This window comes from Gimesia aquarii, from assembly GCF_007748175.1.
GTDB classification, from domain to species: domain Bacteria; phylum Planctomycetota; class Planctomycetia; order Planctomycetales; family Planctomycetaceae; genus Gimesia; species Gimesia aquarii_A.
In genome coordinates, this window is record NZ_CP037422.1 from 2,617,838 (window position 1) to 2,635,700 (window position 17,863).

13 protein-coding genes are annotated in these 17,863 nt (G+C 48.1%); 10 read left to right on the top strand and 3 right to left on the bottom strand.

Going from position 1 to position 17,863, the window contains the following annotated elements; all coding sequences use genetic code 11:
* Positions 1-93: 93 nt before the first annotated feature.
* From V202x_RS10315 to V202x_RS10330, 4 genes are all read left to right on the top strand, one after another.
* The gene (locus V202x_RS10315) at positions 94-1,542 is read left to right on the top strand and encodes a sulfatase-like hydrolase/transferase (protein WP_145173969.1); all 1,449 of its coding nucleotides are present in this window, start codon (positions 94-96) and stop codon (positions 1,540-1,542) included.
* A gap of 107 nt (positions 1,543-1,649) precedes the next feature.
* Entirely contained in the window at positions 1,650-2,192 is a 543-nt protein-coding gene (locus V202x_RS10320; RefSeq protein WP_145173972.1) for a hypothetical protein, read from the top strand.
* Positions 2,193-2,324: 132 nt separating this feature from the next.
* The gene (locus V202x_RS10325; protein ID WP_145173975.1) at positions 2,325-3,338 is read left to right on the top strand and encodes a N(4)-(beta-N-acetylglucosaminyl)-L-asparaginase; all 1,014 of its coding nucleotides are present in this window, start codon (positions 2,325-2,327) and stop codon (positions 3,336-3,338) included.
* A 65-nt stretch (positions 3,339-3,403) separates the two neighbouring features.
* Positions 3,404-4,516, top strand: a complete 1,113-nt coding sequence (locus V202x_RS10330; RefSeq protein ID WP_145173978.1) for a C45 family autoproteolytic acyltransferase/hydolase — start codon at positions 3,404-3,406, stop codon at positions 4,514-4,516.
* Between the two features lie 52 nt (positions 4,517-4,568).
* Here V202x_RS10330 and V202x_RS10335 read toward each other — a convergent pair whose 3' ends face one another.
* Positions 4,569-5,675, bottom strand: a complete 1,107-nt coding sequence (locus V202x_RS10335; protein ID WP_145173981.1) for an alpha/beta hydrolase — start codon at positions 5,673-5,675, stop codon at positions 4,569-4,571.
* 411 nt (positions 5,676-6,086) lie between these two features.
* Between V202x_RS10335 and V202x_RS10340 the strand changes: the two genes are divergently transcribed.
* The 5 genes from V202x_RS10340 to V202x_RS10360 all read left to right on the top strand — a co-directional run bounded on the left by V202x_RS10340 (position 6,087) and on the right by V202x_RS10360 (position 13,756).
* Positions 6,087-6,479, top strand: coding sequence for a potassium channel family protein (locus tag V202x_RS10340; RefSeq protein WP_145173983.1), 393 nt, complete (start codon positions 6,087-6,089; stop codon positions 6,477-6,479).
* 181 nt (positions 6,480-6,660) lie between these two features.
* A complete protein-coding gene (locus V202x_RS10345; protein ID WP_197993327.1) occupies positions 6,661-7,905 on the top strand; it encodes a M20 family metallopeptidase in 1,245 nt (414 codons plus the stop codon).
* A 4-nt stretch (positions 7,906-7,909) separates the two neighbouring features.
* Positions 7,910-9,508 carry a GNAT family N-acetyltransferase gene (locus V202x_RS10350; protein WP_197993328.1) on the top strand — a complete coding sequence of 533 codons (1,599 nt, stop codon included), beginning with the start codon at positions 7,910-7,912 and terminating at the stop codon, positions 9,506-9,508.
* Between the two features lie 917 nt (positions 9,509-10,425).
* Positions 10,426-11,733, top strand: a complete 1,308-nt coding sequence (locus tag V202x_RS10355; RefSeq protein WP_145173989.1) for a tetratricopeptide repeat protein — start codon at positions 10,426-10,428, stop codon at positions 11,731-11,733.
* A 265-nt stretch (positions 11,734-11,998) separates the two neighbouring features.
* Positions 11,999-13,756 carry a hypothetical protein gene (locus tag V202x_RS10360; RefSeq protein ID WP_145173992.1) on the top strand — a complete coding sequence of 586 codons (1,758 nt, stop codon included), beginning with the start codon at positions 11,999-12,001 and terminating at the stop codon, positions 13,754-13,756.
* A gap of 291 nt (positions 13,757-14,047) precedes the next feature.
* On the opposite strand, the gene V202x_RS10365 is transcribed toward V202x_RS10360, so the two are convergent.
* Together V202x_RS10365 and V202x_RS10370 are read right to left on the bottom strand one after the other, a co-directional pair.
* On the bottom strand, positions 14,048-14,917 hold the full coding sequence (locus V202x_RS10365; protein WP_145173995.1) for a hypothetical protein: 870 nt from the start codon (positions 14,915-14,917) through the stop codon (positions 14,048-14,050).
* A gap of 11 nt (positions 14,918-14,928) precedes the next feature.
* Positions 14,929-15,945, bottom strand: a complete 1,017-nt coding sequence (locus tag V202x_RS10370) for a hypothetical protein (RefSeq protein ID WP_145173998.1) — start codon at positions 15,943-15,945, stop codon at positions 14,929-14,931.
* A gap of 450 nt (positions 15,946-16,395) precedes the next feature.
* On the opposite strand from V202x_RS10370, the gene V202x_RS10375 reads away from it, so the two are divergent.
* Positions 16,396-17,856 (top strand): neutral/alkaline non-lysosomal ceramidase N-terminal domain-containing protein, encoded by a 1,461-nt coding sequence (locus V202x_RS10375; protein ID WP_145174001.1) that lies wholly within the window; start codon positions 16,396-16,398, stop codon positions 17,854-17,856.
* Positions 17,857-17,863 lie beyond the last annotated feature (7 nt).

Consider the following 17,863-nt stretch of genomic DNA (forward strand, 5'->3'; position numbering starts at 1 on the left):
AGCTAAAAGTTCGTTGCGATGGTCCACGATCCGAGCTAGAATCAGACTACACATCTCAACAAATGGCTTCAATAATGCAAAGAGGATTCTGCCATGCTTCGCGCTCTTCTGTCACTGACCGCCACCTTGTTACTGGTACAGCCTGCTGTTTCCGCAGAGCTCAAACAGCCGAACATCTTATTCATCCTGGTCGATGATCTGGGTAAGGAATGGATGGGTTGCTACGCCGCTGAGTGGGTTCAGACTCCCGCCATCGACAAGCTCGCGGCAACCGGGATGAAATTCAACAATGCGTGGTGCATGCCTCAATGCACGCCAACCCGCGTGACACTACTGACCGGGCAATACCCGTTTCGACATGGCTGGACGAATCACTGGGATGTGCCCCGCTGGGGCGCCGGTGCCCATTTCGACCCTACCAAGAACACGACTTATGCTAACGTGCTACGTGAAGCAGGCTACGCCACTTGCGCCGCGGGCAAGTGGCAAATTGACGATTTCCGCGTTGAGCCCCACGCAATGCAGGAAGCCGGCTTTGATGAGTGGTGCATGTGGACCGGATACGAAGCACACAACCCACCCAGTGCCAATCGCTACTGGAACGCTTACATCAACATCAAAGGGAAAGGCAGCAAAGCCTACATCAGTCAGTTCGGTCCCGATATCTTTTGCGATTACCTCATCAACTTCATCGGTAAACACAAAAACAAGCCGATGTTGTTGTACTACCCGATGGTGCTGACACACGGCCCTCTGACCACGACCCCTGAAAACAAGGACGAAACAGACAAGCGGCGTCTGTTTGATCCTATGGTGCGTTACACCGACAAGCTTGTTGGAAAACTGGTTGCGGCACTGGATGAGGCCGGCATCCGCGAGAACACAATCATCATCTTTACCACAGACAACGGCACCGGTGGCCAGAGCAATAAACGCATGGGCCATATCGTGCGGGGTGGAAAGGCGAAAATGTCCGAACAGAACGGGACCGCCATGCCATTCATTGTCAACTGCCCTGGCACAGTACCTTCCGGTACCGAAACCAACGCGCTTGTCGACTTCACGGACATTCTCCCGACGTTCGCAGAACTGGGTGGCGGCACTTTGCCAGCCGGTCGCGTCGTAGATGGAAAGTCGTTTGCGCCGCTGATTCTCGGCAAGGCCAAAGACGGGCCGCGCGAGTGGATTCTGTCCATGGGGGGCGGACCTGCGGCATTGCGTGAAGGTCGCGTGGTGCCCAAACTGGTTTACGACGACCGTGTGATCCGTGATAAGAATTACAAGCTGTGGATCGACTCGGAGCGAAAACCGATTAAGCTGTTTCGAATCAGCTCAGATCGTTGGGAAGAGCGGAATCTGATTAACTCGAAAAACCCTGCTTCTAAGGCGGCACTGAAACAACTGAGCGCGATCGCGGCTAGTTTTCCTGAAAAAGACGGAGCTCCCATTTACGACAAAAACCCACCACAAAAATGGGACAAGAAGCCAGGCACTTCAGGAAAGCGCAAAGTGAAAAATAAGAAGCGGAAAACGAAGGAGTGAAGCCTGTTGCTTTTTTGATTTACCACAAAAGGCACGAAATACACGAAAATATATTAGGATCGTAATCGGTTCCGGATAACTTTTCTGAAATTTCAACAGGGATAAAAATGACTGACTCGGATCATGTGGCAGTGAACTTCTGCTGGAAAGATCAAATGAGCCTGAGGATTGCGTTCGAAGGACTGCCGAAAGCGATCTACTGGGGGTTCCATATATTTTTTATTCAATGCGTGTATGATTTTCCCCTTAATTTTGTGTTATGTGTTGGCATTCTTGGAGTCCTCATTGCGATCTTAACGGGTGGCATTTTAATACAAGACATTCCATGGGAAACAGTGCTCCTTTCGATCGTGTGTCTTTCAATTTTATGGTCTCTGTTCATTTATTTCGGAATGTTGATCCCCCCACGGGTCTCTTTCGAAAAATGCAAGGTTGTGATTGGTGAACGCTCCGTCAGAGTTGAAGACATCGTAAACATTCAGATCTCAGAGTCAAAATCGTCGCAGATTGTTAACATCGCTTCGAGGTTGCCTGAAGGTGATGTCATAGATGATTCGCTACACATTATCAGAAATGATTCTACGAAACAGAAGCTGGACGATATAAAAGCCTGGTGCGAACAGCGGAATATCTGTGTCGAGACAGGGTAAAGCAGGTGACCTGCTCCATCTAGATTCTATTGACCGACTAGGATGAACCAAAAAATTTAAGAACTTGGAAAATGTTTGAAATCCTAAATCAAATCTCTCTATAATCGGTTTATGTCAAATCGAAGAACTTTCATGAAAAACGTAGCGGGGCTGGGAGCTTCGCTGTCACTGTTCACAACTCTACCGGGACGTGCGAAAGAGAAACGCGCACCTCGCCGACCGCTGATTCTCTGCAGCCGCGGAGAAGAGTGGGCTGAAAAAGTGCTCCGCCCCGGCTGGAACGTATTGGAAGCGGGCGGCGATATTCTCGACGCGGTGGAGAAATCCGCGCAGGTGACCGAGCTGGACCCGGAAGACCAGTCCGTGGGATACGGAGGGTTGCCAAATGAAAACGGAGTCGTGCAGCTCGACGCTTCCTTCATGGATGGCAGGACGCACAATTGCGGATCAGTGGGTGCGCTGGAGAACATTAAAACGCCCTCCTCCGTGGCCCGACTCGTCATGGAACGTACCGATCATATTCATCTTGTCGGAGAAGGCGCCCGAGAGTTTGCCAGAGCACACGGATTTAAGGAGGAGAACCTGCTCACAGACAAATCGAGAAAGATGTGGCTCCGCTGGAAGGAAAACCTGAGTGACAAAGACGACCGGTTCCCCCCCAAAGACGGAGATTACAAACTGGACAAGCGACCGACGGGTACTATCAATATTCTGGCCCTGGATACAAAGGGCGATCTCGCAGGATGCACGACTACCTCGGGATTGTTCGGTAAACTGCCCGGTCGAATCGGCGATTCTCCCATCATCGGCGCGGGGCTCTATGTCGACAACGAAGTCGGTGCAGCGGGTGCGACAGGACGGGGTGAGGAAATCTTGCGCACCTGTGGCAGTTTTTTTGTAGTGGAACAGATGCGTGCGGGAAAGAGTCCCCGCGAAGCTTGCGAGGCATTGTGCCAACGGATCGTGAAGATCAACGGGGGCGCGAACAAGGTTGACTTCAATGATAAAATTGTTGCCATCAATAAATCAGGAGAAGCCGGCTGTGCGGCAATCCGTGCCCGGAAAGACAAACCACCCCAGGCAGCCATCATTACAACCGCGGGAGTGCAAATCATCGAAGGCTCCTATCTGATCGAGATCAAATAATTTCTAAAGACGCGACTTTTTTGTGAACTGTTCTTTAAACATAATCTCTGTTGGGAAACTCCACAATGATCAGATACTGCCAGGTTATCATCGCCTTTACCATTGCCTGTTTCAGTTTTTCTGGACATGTACAGGCAGAAGGCTATCTGACTTCGATCGGCAAAGGTGCCAATCAGATTCCTGTTGTTGTGGTGAAAGGCACACCTTATGAAATGGGCAAGAAACAGGGAGAGCTGATCAAACAAGACGCCTCTCAAATGATTCACTCTCTAATGAAAAAGGTGCAAACTGCTGCTCCGGAACGTTGCTCGAATGCGCATCTGGACGCAGCCTGGAAATCGATCGCACCACATACAGATCCCCGTTTTAAAGAGGAACTCCGCGGCTTTGCCGAAGGAACAGGCATGTCGTTGAAAATGCTGCAACGGGCGCATGCGATGCCAGTGGTGATGGACTATTCCTGCAGCAGTATTGCAGCCTGGGGTGCCGCCACTAAGGATGGACATCTCTATCAAACGAGAAACCTGGACTGGACAATGAGTCTAGGCGTGCAAGACTATCCCTGCATTTGCGTTTACATTCCCAAGGAGGGCGTTCCACACGTGAATGTCACCTTCGCAGGATTCATCGGCGCGAACACCGGTATGAACGCGAAGGGAATTGTCCTTTCGGAGATGGGAGACTCTCCTGGTAAAGATTATCCGTTCGATATGAATGGCGTGCATTTCACGACTCTCTTTCGACACGTTATGTACGACGCCCATAGCCTGGAACAGGCGATCGACATTTTTAAAAGTGCGAAACGGATGAAAAAGTATCACTATGTCGTGGGCGACGGCGCCAATCTACGTGCCGTGAAGATGCTGGCCCACGCTCCCAATCTCGTAATCTGGAGTGATAATGATCCCAAAGACGAGCTGGCGCCTCAAGTCATGAAAAACCTGGTCTACCAGGACGAAGGCCGCGGCGCGTTTCAGCCACTGCAAAAAGTGTATGGCAAAATCGGCGCCCCGGAAATGATTGACATCGCCTGCCAGATTCCCATTAAAGGCGGAAACGTTCTCGACGTGGTTTATGATGCGACTGCGCTGGAACTCTGGGTCTCTTACGCCAAAAAGCAGAAGGAAGCCTATCAACGCCCCTTCGTGCACTTCAAACTGAAAGACTATCTTAAATAAGCATTGCTCACGAGGAATACAGGTCGCTGGAACAAAACTGGCGCCCTTTGATTTAGTTTTTCAACACGGAGTCGAACAGCTGGTAGGCACGATCGCGTTGTTCCTGCGGAAAGTTGTGATCGCTGTCGGGATGATCGATGACCAGCTTTTCTTTCGCTCCCAGCATCTCATACACCGGCTTGGCGATCTCAGCACACTTGTCGACACTGTTCCAACGAAAATTGGAATCGTGCAGCGGTGCGTTGACATAGAGAGGACGTGGTGCCAGGACACCGAGCAGTTCGGGAAAATCAAAAGGGATTTCGTCCAGTTTTCCGCGGTAGTTTGACATGCGGGGCATATAACGGATCTGGCACCAGCCTTTGCCGAAGTACCAGACACGTTCGGCTCCGTCGTAATAATCCCGATAGGAATCAAAGCCGCAACTGCTGACGATGGCGGAAACGCGGGGATCAAAGACAGCCGTGTAGATCGAATTATGACCGCCCAGAGAATGGCCGATGGCGCCGACTCCCTGCTTCAAATCCACATAGTCCAGTGATGCGAGCAGGTCAATGGCTCGAGAGTTGTCCCAGATCGCTTTCATCGTTCCGCTCACAAATCCCAGCTTTCCGAGATTAGGCCAGTAATTTGCCAGATGGGGGTAGGCAGGTGCAATGGTCACATAGCCCCGCTCCGCCAGTTCGGCGGCGTACTGCCTGCCTGCACGTCCCCCCAGTCCCACAACGACTTTATGGCCTACCCTGTTATCAGTGGGATGCAGACAAAGGACCGCGGGAACTTTCGTTCCCGCTTTAGCAGTATGGGGAATACAAAGGTAGGCCGGCGTTCTGGAACCGGGCGACGACTGATAGGTTATCAGTTGGCGCGTGTATTTATCGAGCTTGACCTCTTCGAGGATTTTTACATCCAGAGCAACCCGCTGGTCCTCTCCGGGGAACGGTCCCATGACTGTTTCCATCCCGCGAATGATTTCTTTCCGCCGCTGTTCCCAGTCGGCTTTTGTCTGGACCTGATTGACCTTACCAGCTTGATCCCGGTACAGGAGCAGATTATCGGGGTTGAGTCGAACCGGTTGCTTCTGAGCATAAACAGAGACCGAGACGAATGCGGGTAGAATCATCGCGGTGATGAACGTTTTCTTGAAAGCAGAGGTCATTTATGGCTCCTTGGCTTGGCGGGGTATCATTGGACGGAAGGAGAAGTATATTCGTCGCACAGGGACGACAGGCTGTATCAGACACCGTTCAGGTCAACCGAGGAATTGAACGACGTGTTTCGAAACGACACAGATTCTGTCTCATTCAAAAGTAACATGTGGAACAGGACGAATCAAGCAGCTTTACTATGGTTTGAATTCAAACGGGAAAGGTGACAGTGAAAAGTATCTGCGCCTGCTTTCTTTCTACCGGAGGGCACGTAACGCATGAAGATTAATCTGTTCATCGCACTTAGAAAACGGTAACATTCATCACATCGAATAAGACGAGAGCTGACTCCGGTTAACGTATCTGCATCCTATCTCTCAAGCCTGACTTCATTTCTCATTCCTTCATCAGAGAGAGATCTCATGTTAAAGCACTTACTTCGCAAACGCCTTCCTCTTTTTGTTGAATTCTTCAGTGCCTTCGTACGTTATGCCTCTTATGTGAGCGAGGTCTTCGTGGCACTTTTGTTAACTCTATTACTGGGCGCTTTTCTGATCTGGAGATTTGAGGATATCGACTTTGGAGACGCAATCTATTTTACGTTGGTCACCGGGCTTACGATTGGCTATGGCGATATTACGCCAGAGACGCCTCTGGGTAAACTGATTAGCGTCTGCATCGGTCTGATCGGGATGGTCGTGGTGGGGCTCACAATTGCCATCGCGACGCGAGCCTTGACTGAGACAGCCAAACGTCACATGGATCTCGAACGGGAAGATCAGGTGGCCCAAAAAACGTCTTCTGTTTCACCATAGATTCGACTGGCAATCATCGATTGAGAAAATAAAAAGGGGAACAGGACGCATCAGTGAGTCCTACTCCCTCTTTAATTGTTTGCGGGATAACACATCTCAATAAGCAATGAAATCGCTCGATTCAAAACGTGAATTTTGTGCTCCGATTTGGTACAATCAAGAATGTGAAGAGATGAATTTAATGAGTACCGGACCCAAACATCATGGGCGATGGTTCCGGGCAATGACACAAGTCAGCAGAGGTGTAACCATGACGGGACTCGATTCGAAACTGTTTGAGCAAATTGTGTCATTTCGACGCGCGATACATGCTGAGCCCGAGTTGAGCTGGCATGAGTATAAAACTTCTGATCGTATCGCAGCGTTTCTAGATGAGTTGGAAATTCCTTACAAACGCGGCGTCGCTGGTACCGGGATTGTGGCAGAACTCCCCGGAGAGCATGATCTTCCCTTTGTCGCGTTGCGTGCCGATATGGATGCGCTGCCGATTCAGGAAGAAACCGGATTACCTTTTGCCTCTCAGGTTCCAGGAGTGATGCATGCCTGCGGACACGATGGCCACACAAGTATGTTGCTCGGAGCGGCCGCGTTATTAGTACAAGAAAAACACCGACCGGCGCCGATTCGATTCCTTTTCCAACCCGCCGAAGAAACCGGAAAAGGGGCAAAAGCGATGATCGAAGCCGGCGTCCTCGAAAATGTCGCCCTGATTTTCGGTGGCCATTTAGATCGACATTTTCCGGCGGGGACCGTGGCAGTCACCGATGGTCCCGTGAATGCATCCAGCGATCAATTTCACATCAAAATCCAAGGTGCGGGTGGACATGCCGCCCGTCCTCACGAAGCCATTGATTCGGTGGTCGTCGGTTCGCTGTTGGTGATGGCGTTACAAACGATTGTTTCCCGGGAAGTCAACCCGGCGCATCCGTCGGTGGTGACAGTCGGTCATTTTCAAGCAGGCTCGGCTTCCAATGTTATCGCCTCGAGTGCCCAGCTCGATGGCTCAATTCGTGCACAGGAGCAGTCTGTTCGCGAAGATCTTCAACGCTCGATTGAACGCATCGCGCGATCGATTGGAGATTTACATAATGCGAACATCGAAGTCACGATTGACCTGGGGACACCACCTCTCTCCAATCCACCGGACATTGCTGAACTGGCCCGGGAAGCAGTACGGGAATCACTGGGAGAAGCGACCCTGCGTAAACTCGAAATCGCCAATATGGGGGGAGAAGATTTCGCGTATTACATGGAGGAAGTACCTGGCTGCTATGTGAGATTCGGAAGCGTGCTGGCAGGGAAAGAAGGATATCCGGCCCATTCCAGCCGCTTTGACTTTGACGAGCAGGCTCTGAATGTGGGCGCAACGTATTTTCACGCTATCGCGCTCGCCGCTGGCCGCCGACTCCTTGAAGAGGGAGAATGAAACCATGATCGTGATTCGAAGAGCCTGTGAGTCCGATGTCGAAGCAATCAGCGAAATGTTTCAGATTGCCTATGGCGACGATTATTTCTACCCCCAGTATTATGACATCCAATCGCTCAAACGAATGATCTTGAGTGACGACACGCTGTTTCTGGTCGCAGAGGAGTCTGATACGGGTGCGGTTCTTGGAACAGCATCTGTCCTGTTGGAGGTCGGCGCACATGCCGATCTCCTTGCCGAATTCGGTCGTCTGGTTGTCCATCCTCAAGGCCGCGGTCAGGGGATTGGCGGAAAATTGATGAAGGCACGTGTGGAATTCGTTCAAGACCGATTGCATGTGGGGATTGTCGAGAATCGGAGCGCCCATGAGTTTTCCCAACGCATCTCACACCAACATGGTTTTCATCCAGTCGGCTTGCTGCCCAACAAATTTCAACTCGGCGATCGGGAATCAGCGGCCTTATATGTCTGTCACTTCGGACATGCACTCGAACTTCGACGTAACCATCCACATCTCATTCCAGAAATCTATCCGCTGGCCAAACTCGCGCTGGAGAACTGCCAGCTGAATTGTGATGCCATTATCGAGGCAGAGCCACGGGCTTATCCGCATGTCAAACAGTTTCAGATCCAGGAGATGGAGTCGGAACTATATCCGGTACTACTCCGCTTTGAACGGGGCCGGATCAAACATCGGGAAATCTTCGGACGGATGCGACTGCACTATGGTCTGTTTCAATTACGTGTCAGTCAGGGACAATACCTGCTCGCGTATCGTGATGGTGTGATGGTGGGTGCCATTGGATTCATGATTGATGAACATGAACGAACCGGAAAAATCTTTGAACTGGTTTCTCTCGATGATTCACCCATTTACTATCTGGTCTCCGAACTTGTCAGGCGCTGCCGGGAAGAATACGGTATTGACTATCTGGAAGTAGACGTCAGCGCATTCTCAACTCAAATGCAACAGACACTGTTGGAGAACGGATTTCTGCCTGCCGCCTATATTCCGGCAATGGTATTTCACGATGTCGAGCGTTTGGATATCGTGCGTATGGTCTGCCTCCTGACGACCTGGAATGGGGATGCATTACAAGTGTTTGAACCGGGGAAACCCATTGCAGACCTGGTGGATCAATCACTCAGGTTGAGAACGGCACTTCCCAAACTGATTCAGGCCGTGAAAACAGCCCCTTTGTTTGCAGGGTTGTCGGAAGAACAACAACAGTATGTCGCCGCTTCAGCAGAACTGGAAACGCTGCCAGAAGGGCGTGTCTTGTTTCGCCCGGAGGATCCTGCTGACAAAATCCGCGTGATCATTTCCGGAGAAATTGAGATTCAGAATTGTCACGCAAAGACCGTCGGTACCATCGGGCCTGATGAATCGCTGGGCGATCTGGCCTCGGTCTCGGAACCCTCTCATCGCGTCTTGGCGCGCGTAAAGAGCCACGGTCAAGCGATGCTCTTTTCCAGAGACTCACTCCAGCAACTCGTTCACACCCGTCCTGACATCGGCATGATCCTGTTTCGTAATCACGCTTGTGAGTTGGCTGACAAGCTACAACGCATGAATGTGCACGCACTCTTCAAACAGGAGTGACCACTGAAACAGGTGTCAGCGACTGCATTACTCCTTCTACAAGTAAATGATGAGCAAGACGAGCAGATCGGATTAATAACGCCAATTTCTTTGCTTAGGATTTTTCTTCGGTTACAATTCTTCCTGCGTAAATGCCATTCGCCGTTGACACCTTTTTCTACCCCGTATTTCTAGTCATAAACGCGGATCAGTTTCAGGTTTGAGCTTGCTTTGAACTGATCCAATCGACCACTATATATCCTGAGGATGATTCAGCAGAATTGTGGCTACATTTAAGCGTAAGAGACACATTCAGCAAAGCACTTTACTTAAATTTTTCAGTAAGGATGATATAACTGGGTTCTATAATGAAAAGTCATATTGGCGATATCCCATCGAAAACAAAACGTACTGTTCTTAACTTAATGATTTTCTTCGCTCTAGTAGTTACCGTTGCCATATTCAATGGATGCAACAAAAAATCAGATTCGACCAAAGTTGACTCTGGTAGCGAATCTGTCATCAGTAAACCGGCGACTCCGCCTGAGAATAAACAGATTGCGCCAAAGGACCTTGCTGTACCTGACGAGTCGGATACACCTGGTCAATGGGTTTTGTTGATGGCGCAAAAAATTAAAGCCCCATACCGTCGCGCCCAGACTTTGAACATGATCGCTTTAGCTCAGATTGAAGCAGGTAGCAAGAAAGAGGCTTTATCTACTTTGAATCAAGGAATCGAGCTGGTTCAAACAATTGAGAATGCAAGCCAGAAAAGCAAGACTCTCAGAGATCTTGTAGATTCACTGACAAAAATGGGCGAGGTGAAAAGAGCTCTGGAACTTCTTAAGAAGCCAAAGAGTGATTCCAATGTGGACTATACATTGAAACGCATAGCGTTTTCTTTGGTAAATGCAGAAGACGGCAAGCAGGCCCTGGCAGTGATTCAGGAAATGAAAGACCAAAGAGACAAAGTCGATGCACTGAAATATGTCGCCGAGCAACTGGCAAAAAAAGGGCAATCAAAACAGGCTCTTGAAATCACTGAGACAGTTTTAGAAAAGGACAATAAAGCGTTGTTCCGTGCCACCATCGGTTCAGCACTGGCTGAGAAAGGAGACAAGTCAGCAGCTTTACCCCTTCTAAAAGAATCAATCGAGATCCTGCCTGCGATTCAGGATCCACGTAAAAAAATAATGCTTTATGATGTAATAATAAAATTTCAAGTAAAGCTGGGAGAAGTAAAGCAAGCCCTAGATCTCATTCAAACAGTTGAGCATGAAAATCTGCAACAAATGCTGCTAAGTGAAGTCGTGTCAACTCTGGCTCAGACAGGTGACACAGAACAAGCGATAAAGTTGGCTGAGAAAATTGAAAATCTGCAGTTCAATGGAGATCATCTTTCAAGCATTGCTGAGGCACTGGTGAAAGCAGGTCAATTTGATCAAGCGCTGGCTATAGCACAAGAGATCTCGAGCCCCAGTAAAAAAACGACGGCGCTTGAAAGTATTATTCTTGGGCTGGTGAAGGCGGGAAAGAGTAAACAAGCACTCGAAATTCTAGTGCAGATTGATATGTTTAATGAACGCACTTCATTTCCAAGAAATCTCGCCAAAGCATTTGTTAAGGTGGGAGATCTCAAAAGCGCTTTATTAGTAGCAAATAAATTTAAGGATTTGAACCCAAAGGAATTTTATCTCAGCGAAATCACGAAAACGCTGGCTGAAGAAGGTGAGATCCAGCAAGCACTGGAAGTCACTCAGAAAATGACACAACGGAATATTCAAGGTGCCGCACTCACAAAAGTGGTTTCCGCGCTGGTGAAGATGGGAAAAGAGAAACAAGCTCTGGATGTAGTTCGACAGATAGTGGACGTGGATGCGCATGCATCTGCTATCAATGAATTTGCTTCGGCTGCTAGCAAAGCAGGTAAATACGAGCATGCTCTGGAATTGGTTCAAAGTATTCAGCCCCAGGAACATAACGTATTTTATCTAAAAATGATGGTCAAAAACCTATTCGAGTCAGGAGAAAGGGAACAGGCTTTAGCCATTCTTCAGGATGCCGCAAAAGCCCCTAACGATCCAAAGAACAAATCTGTTTTAAGAGCCAATATAATGATGCTAGCTACAGAGCCTTTTCCTAAAAAAATGACAGACGATTCCGATGACAGAACAGTGTTTCGTATGAAAAAAACTTTCACCCCCCAGGAAAAACAACTAGCTCAACAGATGCTTGAAGTATTTTGAGAAAAGTAATTTCTAAACAAGACTGAAGGCCTCAGACTGCAGCTTATCGTTTTCATGTTTCTTAAAGCAAAAAAAGATATCAGAGACGAACAACCCCATGCATAAACGGCTTTCATACTTTTTTTCAAATTCTGATTGTCAATCAAAATTTTATCAAACTGCTTAAACAATTTTGGTATAATGACATTTCAATAGAAGTGAACCCGTCTTTTTTCCCCTGTTCTTGGGGTCTTATATTTTATTTCATTTCTGAGAGGAGGCTGATATGACTGCTTCTACTTCTCACCGCTCGGTCTTGAGCTATCTCTACAACCACAATCCGTTCTATGTCATTAGTGCGGTGTTGATGTTGTTTGCCGTGCGGTCTGCTTACGGAACCATTGAGATTGGGACCATCAACTGTTGGATCATGATGGGAGTGTTGGCCGGGTACACCCTGCTCTTAGCAGGGATCGGCGTACTGATTGTACGTTGGGGCAAGGTCTGGGAAGATGCGCGATCGATTCTGCTGCTCTTGCTGCTGCTGTTTCTCGGGGTCTCGGTCAGTATGGATGATCTGTTTTCCCGCATTACTCCTGATCAGGGAATGACTCTGATGATCGCCGGCTTTCTCTTTTCGGTGATTGTTTCCGAAGCCGTCTTGTGGGGGACCGGCATTCGTCTGGGGTTACGTTATCGCGTTCCTTATCATCTGTTTCTGGCACTGTTTTATGTGGCTCCCTGGTGGTGTTCTCCAGAGATGCATCCGCGTTCGTCTGCTTCGCTGGAATGGATGCTATTTCTATTCCCAGTCGCCGCCTCCCTCCTGTTTTTGTGCCTGCTGCCTGCAGTTCGTGGCGGCGTTGCTTATGTCAAAAGGAACGGAACTCCCTGGGGTTGGCCCTGGTTTCCCTGGATTGCGTTCGGCGTGATTGCCGCTTGCGTCAGTTTAAGATCGTTCGCACTCTGCCTCACATTCGGGCCTGCGGGGCCGATGTGGATCAAAAGCGTGAGTGGGCCCCCGTTGATTTCCTTTGATACCTTGTGGGGATTCTATTTTTTAATTCCGCTCGGGTTCGTCTTACTGCTGTTACTGCTGGAGGGAGGGCTGGTTACGAAAAACAAAGTCTTTCAGGCAGGCGTGATCCGCTTTTCTCCGTTGTTACTCTTACTGGCAATGCCTGCGGGAACCGGTCCCGTTCACAATGGTTTTCTTTTCAAAGTGACGGATGTGATGGGCTCTCCCATTTGGATCACACTCTGGTTGCTGCTGGGCTTTTATCTCTGGGCGATGGTTCGTCGAGTGCCAGGCGCAGTCTGGGGCGCGCTGGGAGCATGCGCGCTCTTTTCAATCGTCGGGACTGAAACGCTTGGCTCGCGGACGCTCATCGAGCCCACCCCCTGGCCGTTGCTCGTTGATGGAATCGTACTTTTAGGATTGGGAATTCACAAGCGTTCTTCAGGAATCTGTACGGCAGGGATTTTGGCGGCGACACTGGGGATCTGGATTGTGGTACCGGAGACGATCCTGTTCCAGTATCGCTTTACGACCTGTTTTCACATGTTGTGGATTTCCGCGCTGGTATTGGGACTGACTTTGAATGATGATTTCAGCCGGGTACTACTTTGTATCAGTGCTCTGCTGGTCCCTTTGGTATCGATTATCTTGATCGTCAATGAACGCGCGGCCGAGATCCCGCTGATCTGGCGGCTTGCTTATGTGAGCGTGTGGGCCATTGCCTGTTTATTGATCGCCCGCTTCTGGTCCCAGCGCTGGTTTTTGTATTCCTTTGCAGGTACGCTGAGCATTTTATTTTATGCGTGTGCCACTTTTGGATTTCGACTGGCAACGCAATCGCTCAGTCGCGAGGCGGTCACCGCATTTGTCTGGTCGGCGGGTGCCTTATTGATCGCGTTTCTCATCAGCGCTCACAAAGCCCGCTGGCTCCCGGAGTATGCCTGGTTATCCACTAGGAAAGGAACTCAGCCGGAAGAAGATTCCCCTCCACACTCACTAGAGGGATCTCCAGTTGATGAGGAGTGATGAAAGACGGTTTTGTTTTCGTTTTATTTTGCCCCTCTCTCCAAAGTGGAGAGAGGGTGATAATGGGGGCAACGACTGTCTTAAATACTGCCAAGAAGAGAGAATTTTTGATTTCATCTTTGGTTGTTTTGGGACCAATAGCAGAACTGTCGGAAATATAAATAGTTAATCTGCGTCCCATGAACTATCCTACACGGTAAAAATTATTGTGCGGTTGACAACTTCTTCAATTAAGAGAATGTGAAAAAAACGTTTACAAGTATGTTAGATTTAAAGATTATACCTTATCAGTTAATCGAAAAATGAATTTGAGTGTGGCGAAGTATTCATTATAACCAGGATAAGCATTAGACATAAAAAGGACCCCAAAAGAATAATCCACAAGGCGTGTTGCTTATTGGAAAGCTGTTTAAAGTCCTCAAGTTTCATTGCTCTGAAAGTGAGTATCAAAACGAATAGAGTGAGATCAATTATAACAATAGTCATTGGTTCTGTCGTTGAAGTCGGTAATAGACTATATGCGATTAAAGACAAAATTGCACAGGTAAAAGAGGCCCAGCCACGACTTAAGAAAGTTGCCAAATCTCTAGTTGTAATCCAGAACCAGATCTTATTAAGGGGATTAGTAGCTTTGATCTTATTTGCTGTAAGATTATTCTGATGATTGAGTGAATCATCCCGATTAGTATCATGTTCTACATTTTTTATTAGCTTGGTTAATAGATCCCAAAAAAAGTAAGTGATCAGTATAACTGTAGTCCAAAATACCTCAGGCTTGGCCGATGGTTCAAAGTTTCCAAAGAGAGAGATCGATTCGACAGACCTTACGATTATGAAGTAGCAAACTACGAGAAAGAAATCAATTAGTAATTCAAGGCAATCAATGCTGAAGATATTTTCTATTTTGCTCATGCTTGATGTGGATGATTTCCATCCAACCCAACTCGATCCAATGATGGTCATTGCTAAAAACAAATGTGAGTATGCTGGTAGGATTTCTAGCGTAGATTTTGATACAAAAAACTTATGGTTGACTAAATCAGCTGATTCAACTGCAACTTGTGCGGTGGCAAGGGCGAAAAGCATCCCAACGAACTCAGAGTGAAGTGAGGTTCCAACTTTAGAATCAAGCGGATGCTCAGATTGGGTTCCATCATTCATTCTCTGGAGTCCTAATAGAAGTCAGTCTCAAATATGTGTTCAATGTACTTTTGGGGCTTGAATGCACTTTCACATAAATTTGCGAAAGGGCAATACGTACGATCGATATGTTCTGTTAGATGTTGATATCTTAATGGGAGATGAGCTTTAGGCGGACATTTTCTGCAATGCGGATCTTCGCGTGTGCAACAGGAACGAAAGATATTCCAAAATAAATAATGTAGTTGGCTGGGACTCATATCAGTTTGGTTCGATACTTGCATGATTGCATCTACAACTGCCTTACGAATGAGTATATCTTCATCTTCAGTAACGGGAACTTGGCATATAAGTTTTTGATGTAAGTCTTGATCGAGGATTTTCACAGTTCCAATTCGAAGGTGACCTCTAACTTCATGATAGTCAACAGGGGGACCGAGATTAAATTCATCGGTATAATTCCATAGTCCGCTATTACGCATAAGGGAAAGAAGGAAAAAAGACTTTTTTTTGACAGGGTCACGAAATGCCTCAAAATATGCAAGTTGGCCAAGTAGATTTGGAGTGCCTGTTGCAACCTTTCCATTACATTTGAAATAAATATCTTCAAGCCATTTCCATCCATTCGTCTTCATCACTTGCCCTAGGTCATTAATTAGCAACGTTCTACCTGGAAGATCTGAAAGCCTACTGCCAAACTTTTTGTCATAATAAAGAGTTTCTAACATATTTTGGGATAAGGAAGCCCATGAATCTACATGCAGGATCTTAGGATTACAAGACGCTTGATGTTCTAGTTTTTTGAAGAGGAAATCCCACCCTTTATGCTCAGTTCCATTTACTAAACCCTTGAGTGGAAGCTTATTTAGTGGTGATGTTTGGTGGCAGATAGCAACTAGGAATAGGTAGAAATTACCGATCAGCTTAGGATTGAGTCTGGGGAGCACTGATTCTTCTCTATCAGCTGGGACTTTGACAGATAATAAGTACTGAGAGAGCTCGGAACATTTCTCCACATCTACACAAATCAACTCTTTTTCAATCCTCACTTGCAGCAGGCCTCAAACAATAAACAAAAATGTGAATCAATATGTCTTCTATACTAAACGGCAATTTAAAATAGAATATCGCCCAGAAATGCAAGACCTTTGAATAGCGCTGAACGGACTGAATAGTATCATCATATTATTCATTTCGGCAAGCCATAATGAATAATATAAAAATGGAAACCACTTTGAATCTTTTAAAATTCAATTATTCCAGATTTAAATAAGTACTTAGATCGCAAAGTTTATCTCGTTTTAGATAACATCGTTAGTTAAATCCTAAATAAGAGACTTTCAAATTGAAGGGGCCGAGATCGGTAAGGTGTAGGACATTGCTAAAAGATCTTGTATCGATAAAGATGGACTTGCCCCCCTATGATCTTGCGAATACTGACAACACCTGCGTCCTGAAGAAACAGAAATCACTACTCCCTTTTATTAAACGGTAAAAACATGATTTATCGAATTCTGATCGTGGCGTTATTTCTGCCTGTGGTTGCCATGGCACAACCGAATCCACCAAAAGTCTTTCGTGCTGGCGCAGCGACCAGTAATATCACCCCCTTTCTGGGAACCGATCTGATTGGTGGCTTTCATCCTCGTGGCTCAGTTCATATCCATGATGAACTGCATGCGCGGTGCCTTGTCCTTGATGATGGGAAGACGCAACTGGTGATTGTCATCATCGATAATGTCAAATTTCCCACCGAGCTCCACGATCCGACGAAGAAACTCATCCAGCAAACAACGGGCCTTGCTCCCGAAAATGTGCTGATCGCGGCCACGCATACGCACTCGGCACCGAGCCTGCGGGGGACTAGTTATCTTAAGCTCAACGAACCACTGGATGACTACCAGAAATTTGTCATTCGCCGGATTGCGGATGGTGTGCAGCGGGCGTTTCATAATCTGGAACCGGCCCGCATCGGCTGGGGCAAAGGGAAAGTGCCTCAGCATGTGTTTAACCGCCGCTGGCTTCTGAAAGATCGGCAGACGGGTTCCAGTCCGTTTGGTGAGGTAGAGCTTGCTGTCATGAATCCTGGCGGCTACCTGAAAGTCCTCGACAAGCCAGCGGGCCCCGTTAATCCCACAGTCTATGTGCTGTCTGTTGAATCGACTTCGGGCCGTCCGATTGCCCTGCTGGCCAACTACTGGCTGCACTATGTCGGTGGCGTCGGCAAAGGTCATATTTCAGCCGATTACTTTGGCATGTTTGCCCGACAGCTCACGCGGCTGCATGCCGAGCCAGGACAAGATCCTCCATTTGTTGGCATGCTCAGCAATGGTGCCAGCGGAGACGTGAATAATAATGACTATGCAAATTACAACAAGCCTGGCAAGAAACGTTACGCGCGTTATGAAAAAATGCGCGAGGTTGCGGACGACGTCGCCCGGGAAGTGCTTCGCGTCGAAAAATCCATTACATATCAGAACTGGGTTCCCTTAGATGCGGCCGCAGAGAGGGTGACTCTGAAGCGTCGCCGTCCCACAGAGACGCAGGTGCGGCGCGCAAAGGAATTGCTCAAGAACGCCACTCTTGAAGCCCAACAGGATCGTCAGTTCTCACGACGCGTTACCTTTGCCCGCCGGGCCATTGAAGCCTCAGAATGGCCGGAAACGGAAGACGCTTTCGTCCAGGTTTTACGCATTGGTGATCTGTGCCTGGCCGCACTCCCCTTTGAAGTGTTTGTCGAAATCGGTTTCGACATACAAATGCAAAGCCCCTTCAAAGAGACATTCGTATTTGGCCTGGCCAATGGAGATCTCGGCTATTTACCATCGCCCCGCCAGCATGAACTGGGCGGATATGAAACATGGCTCACCGTCTCACACGCCGAGGTCGGTGCCTCACCAAAACTGATCAAGAAGCTGATCGAACTATCTCGTCGCATTCATCCCAAGTTGGCGAAGTAGTAGTTTC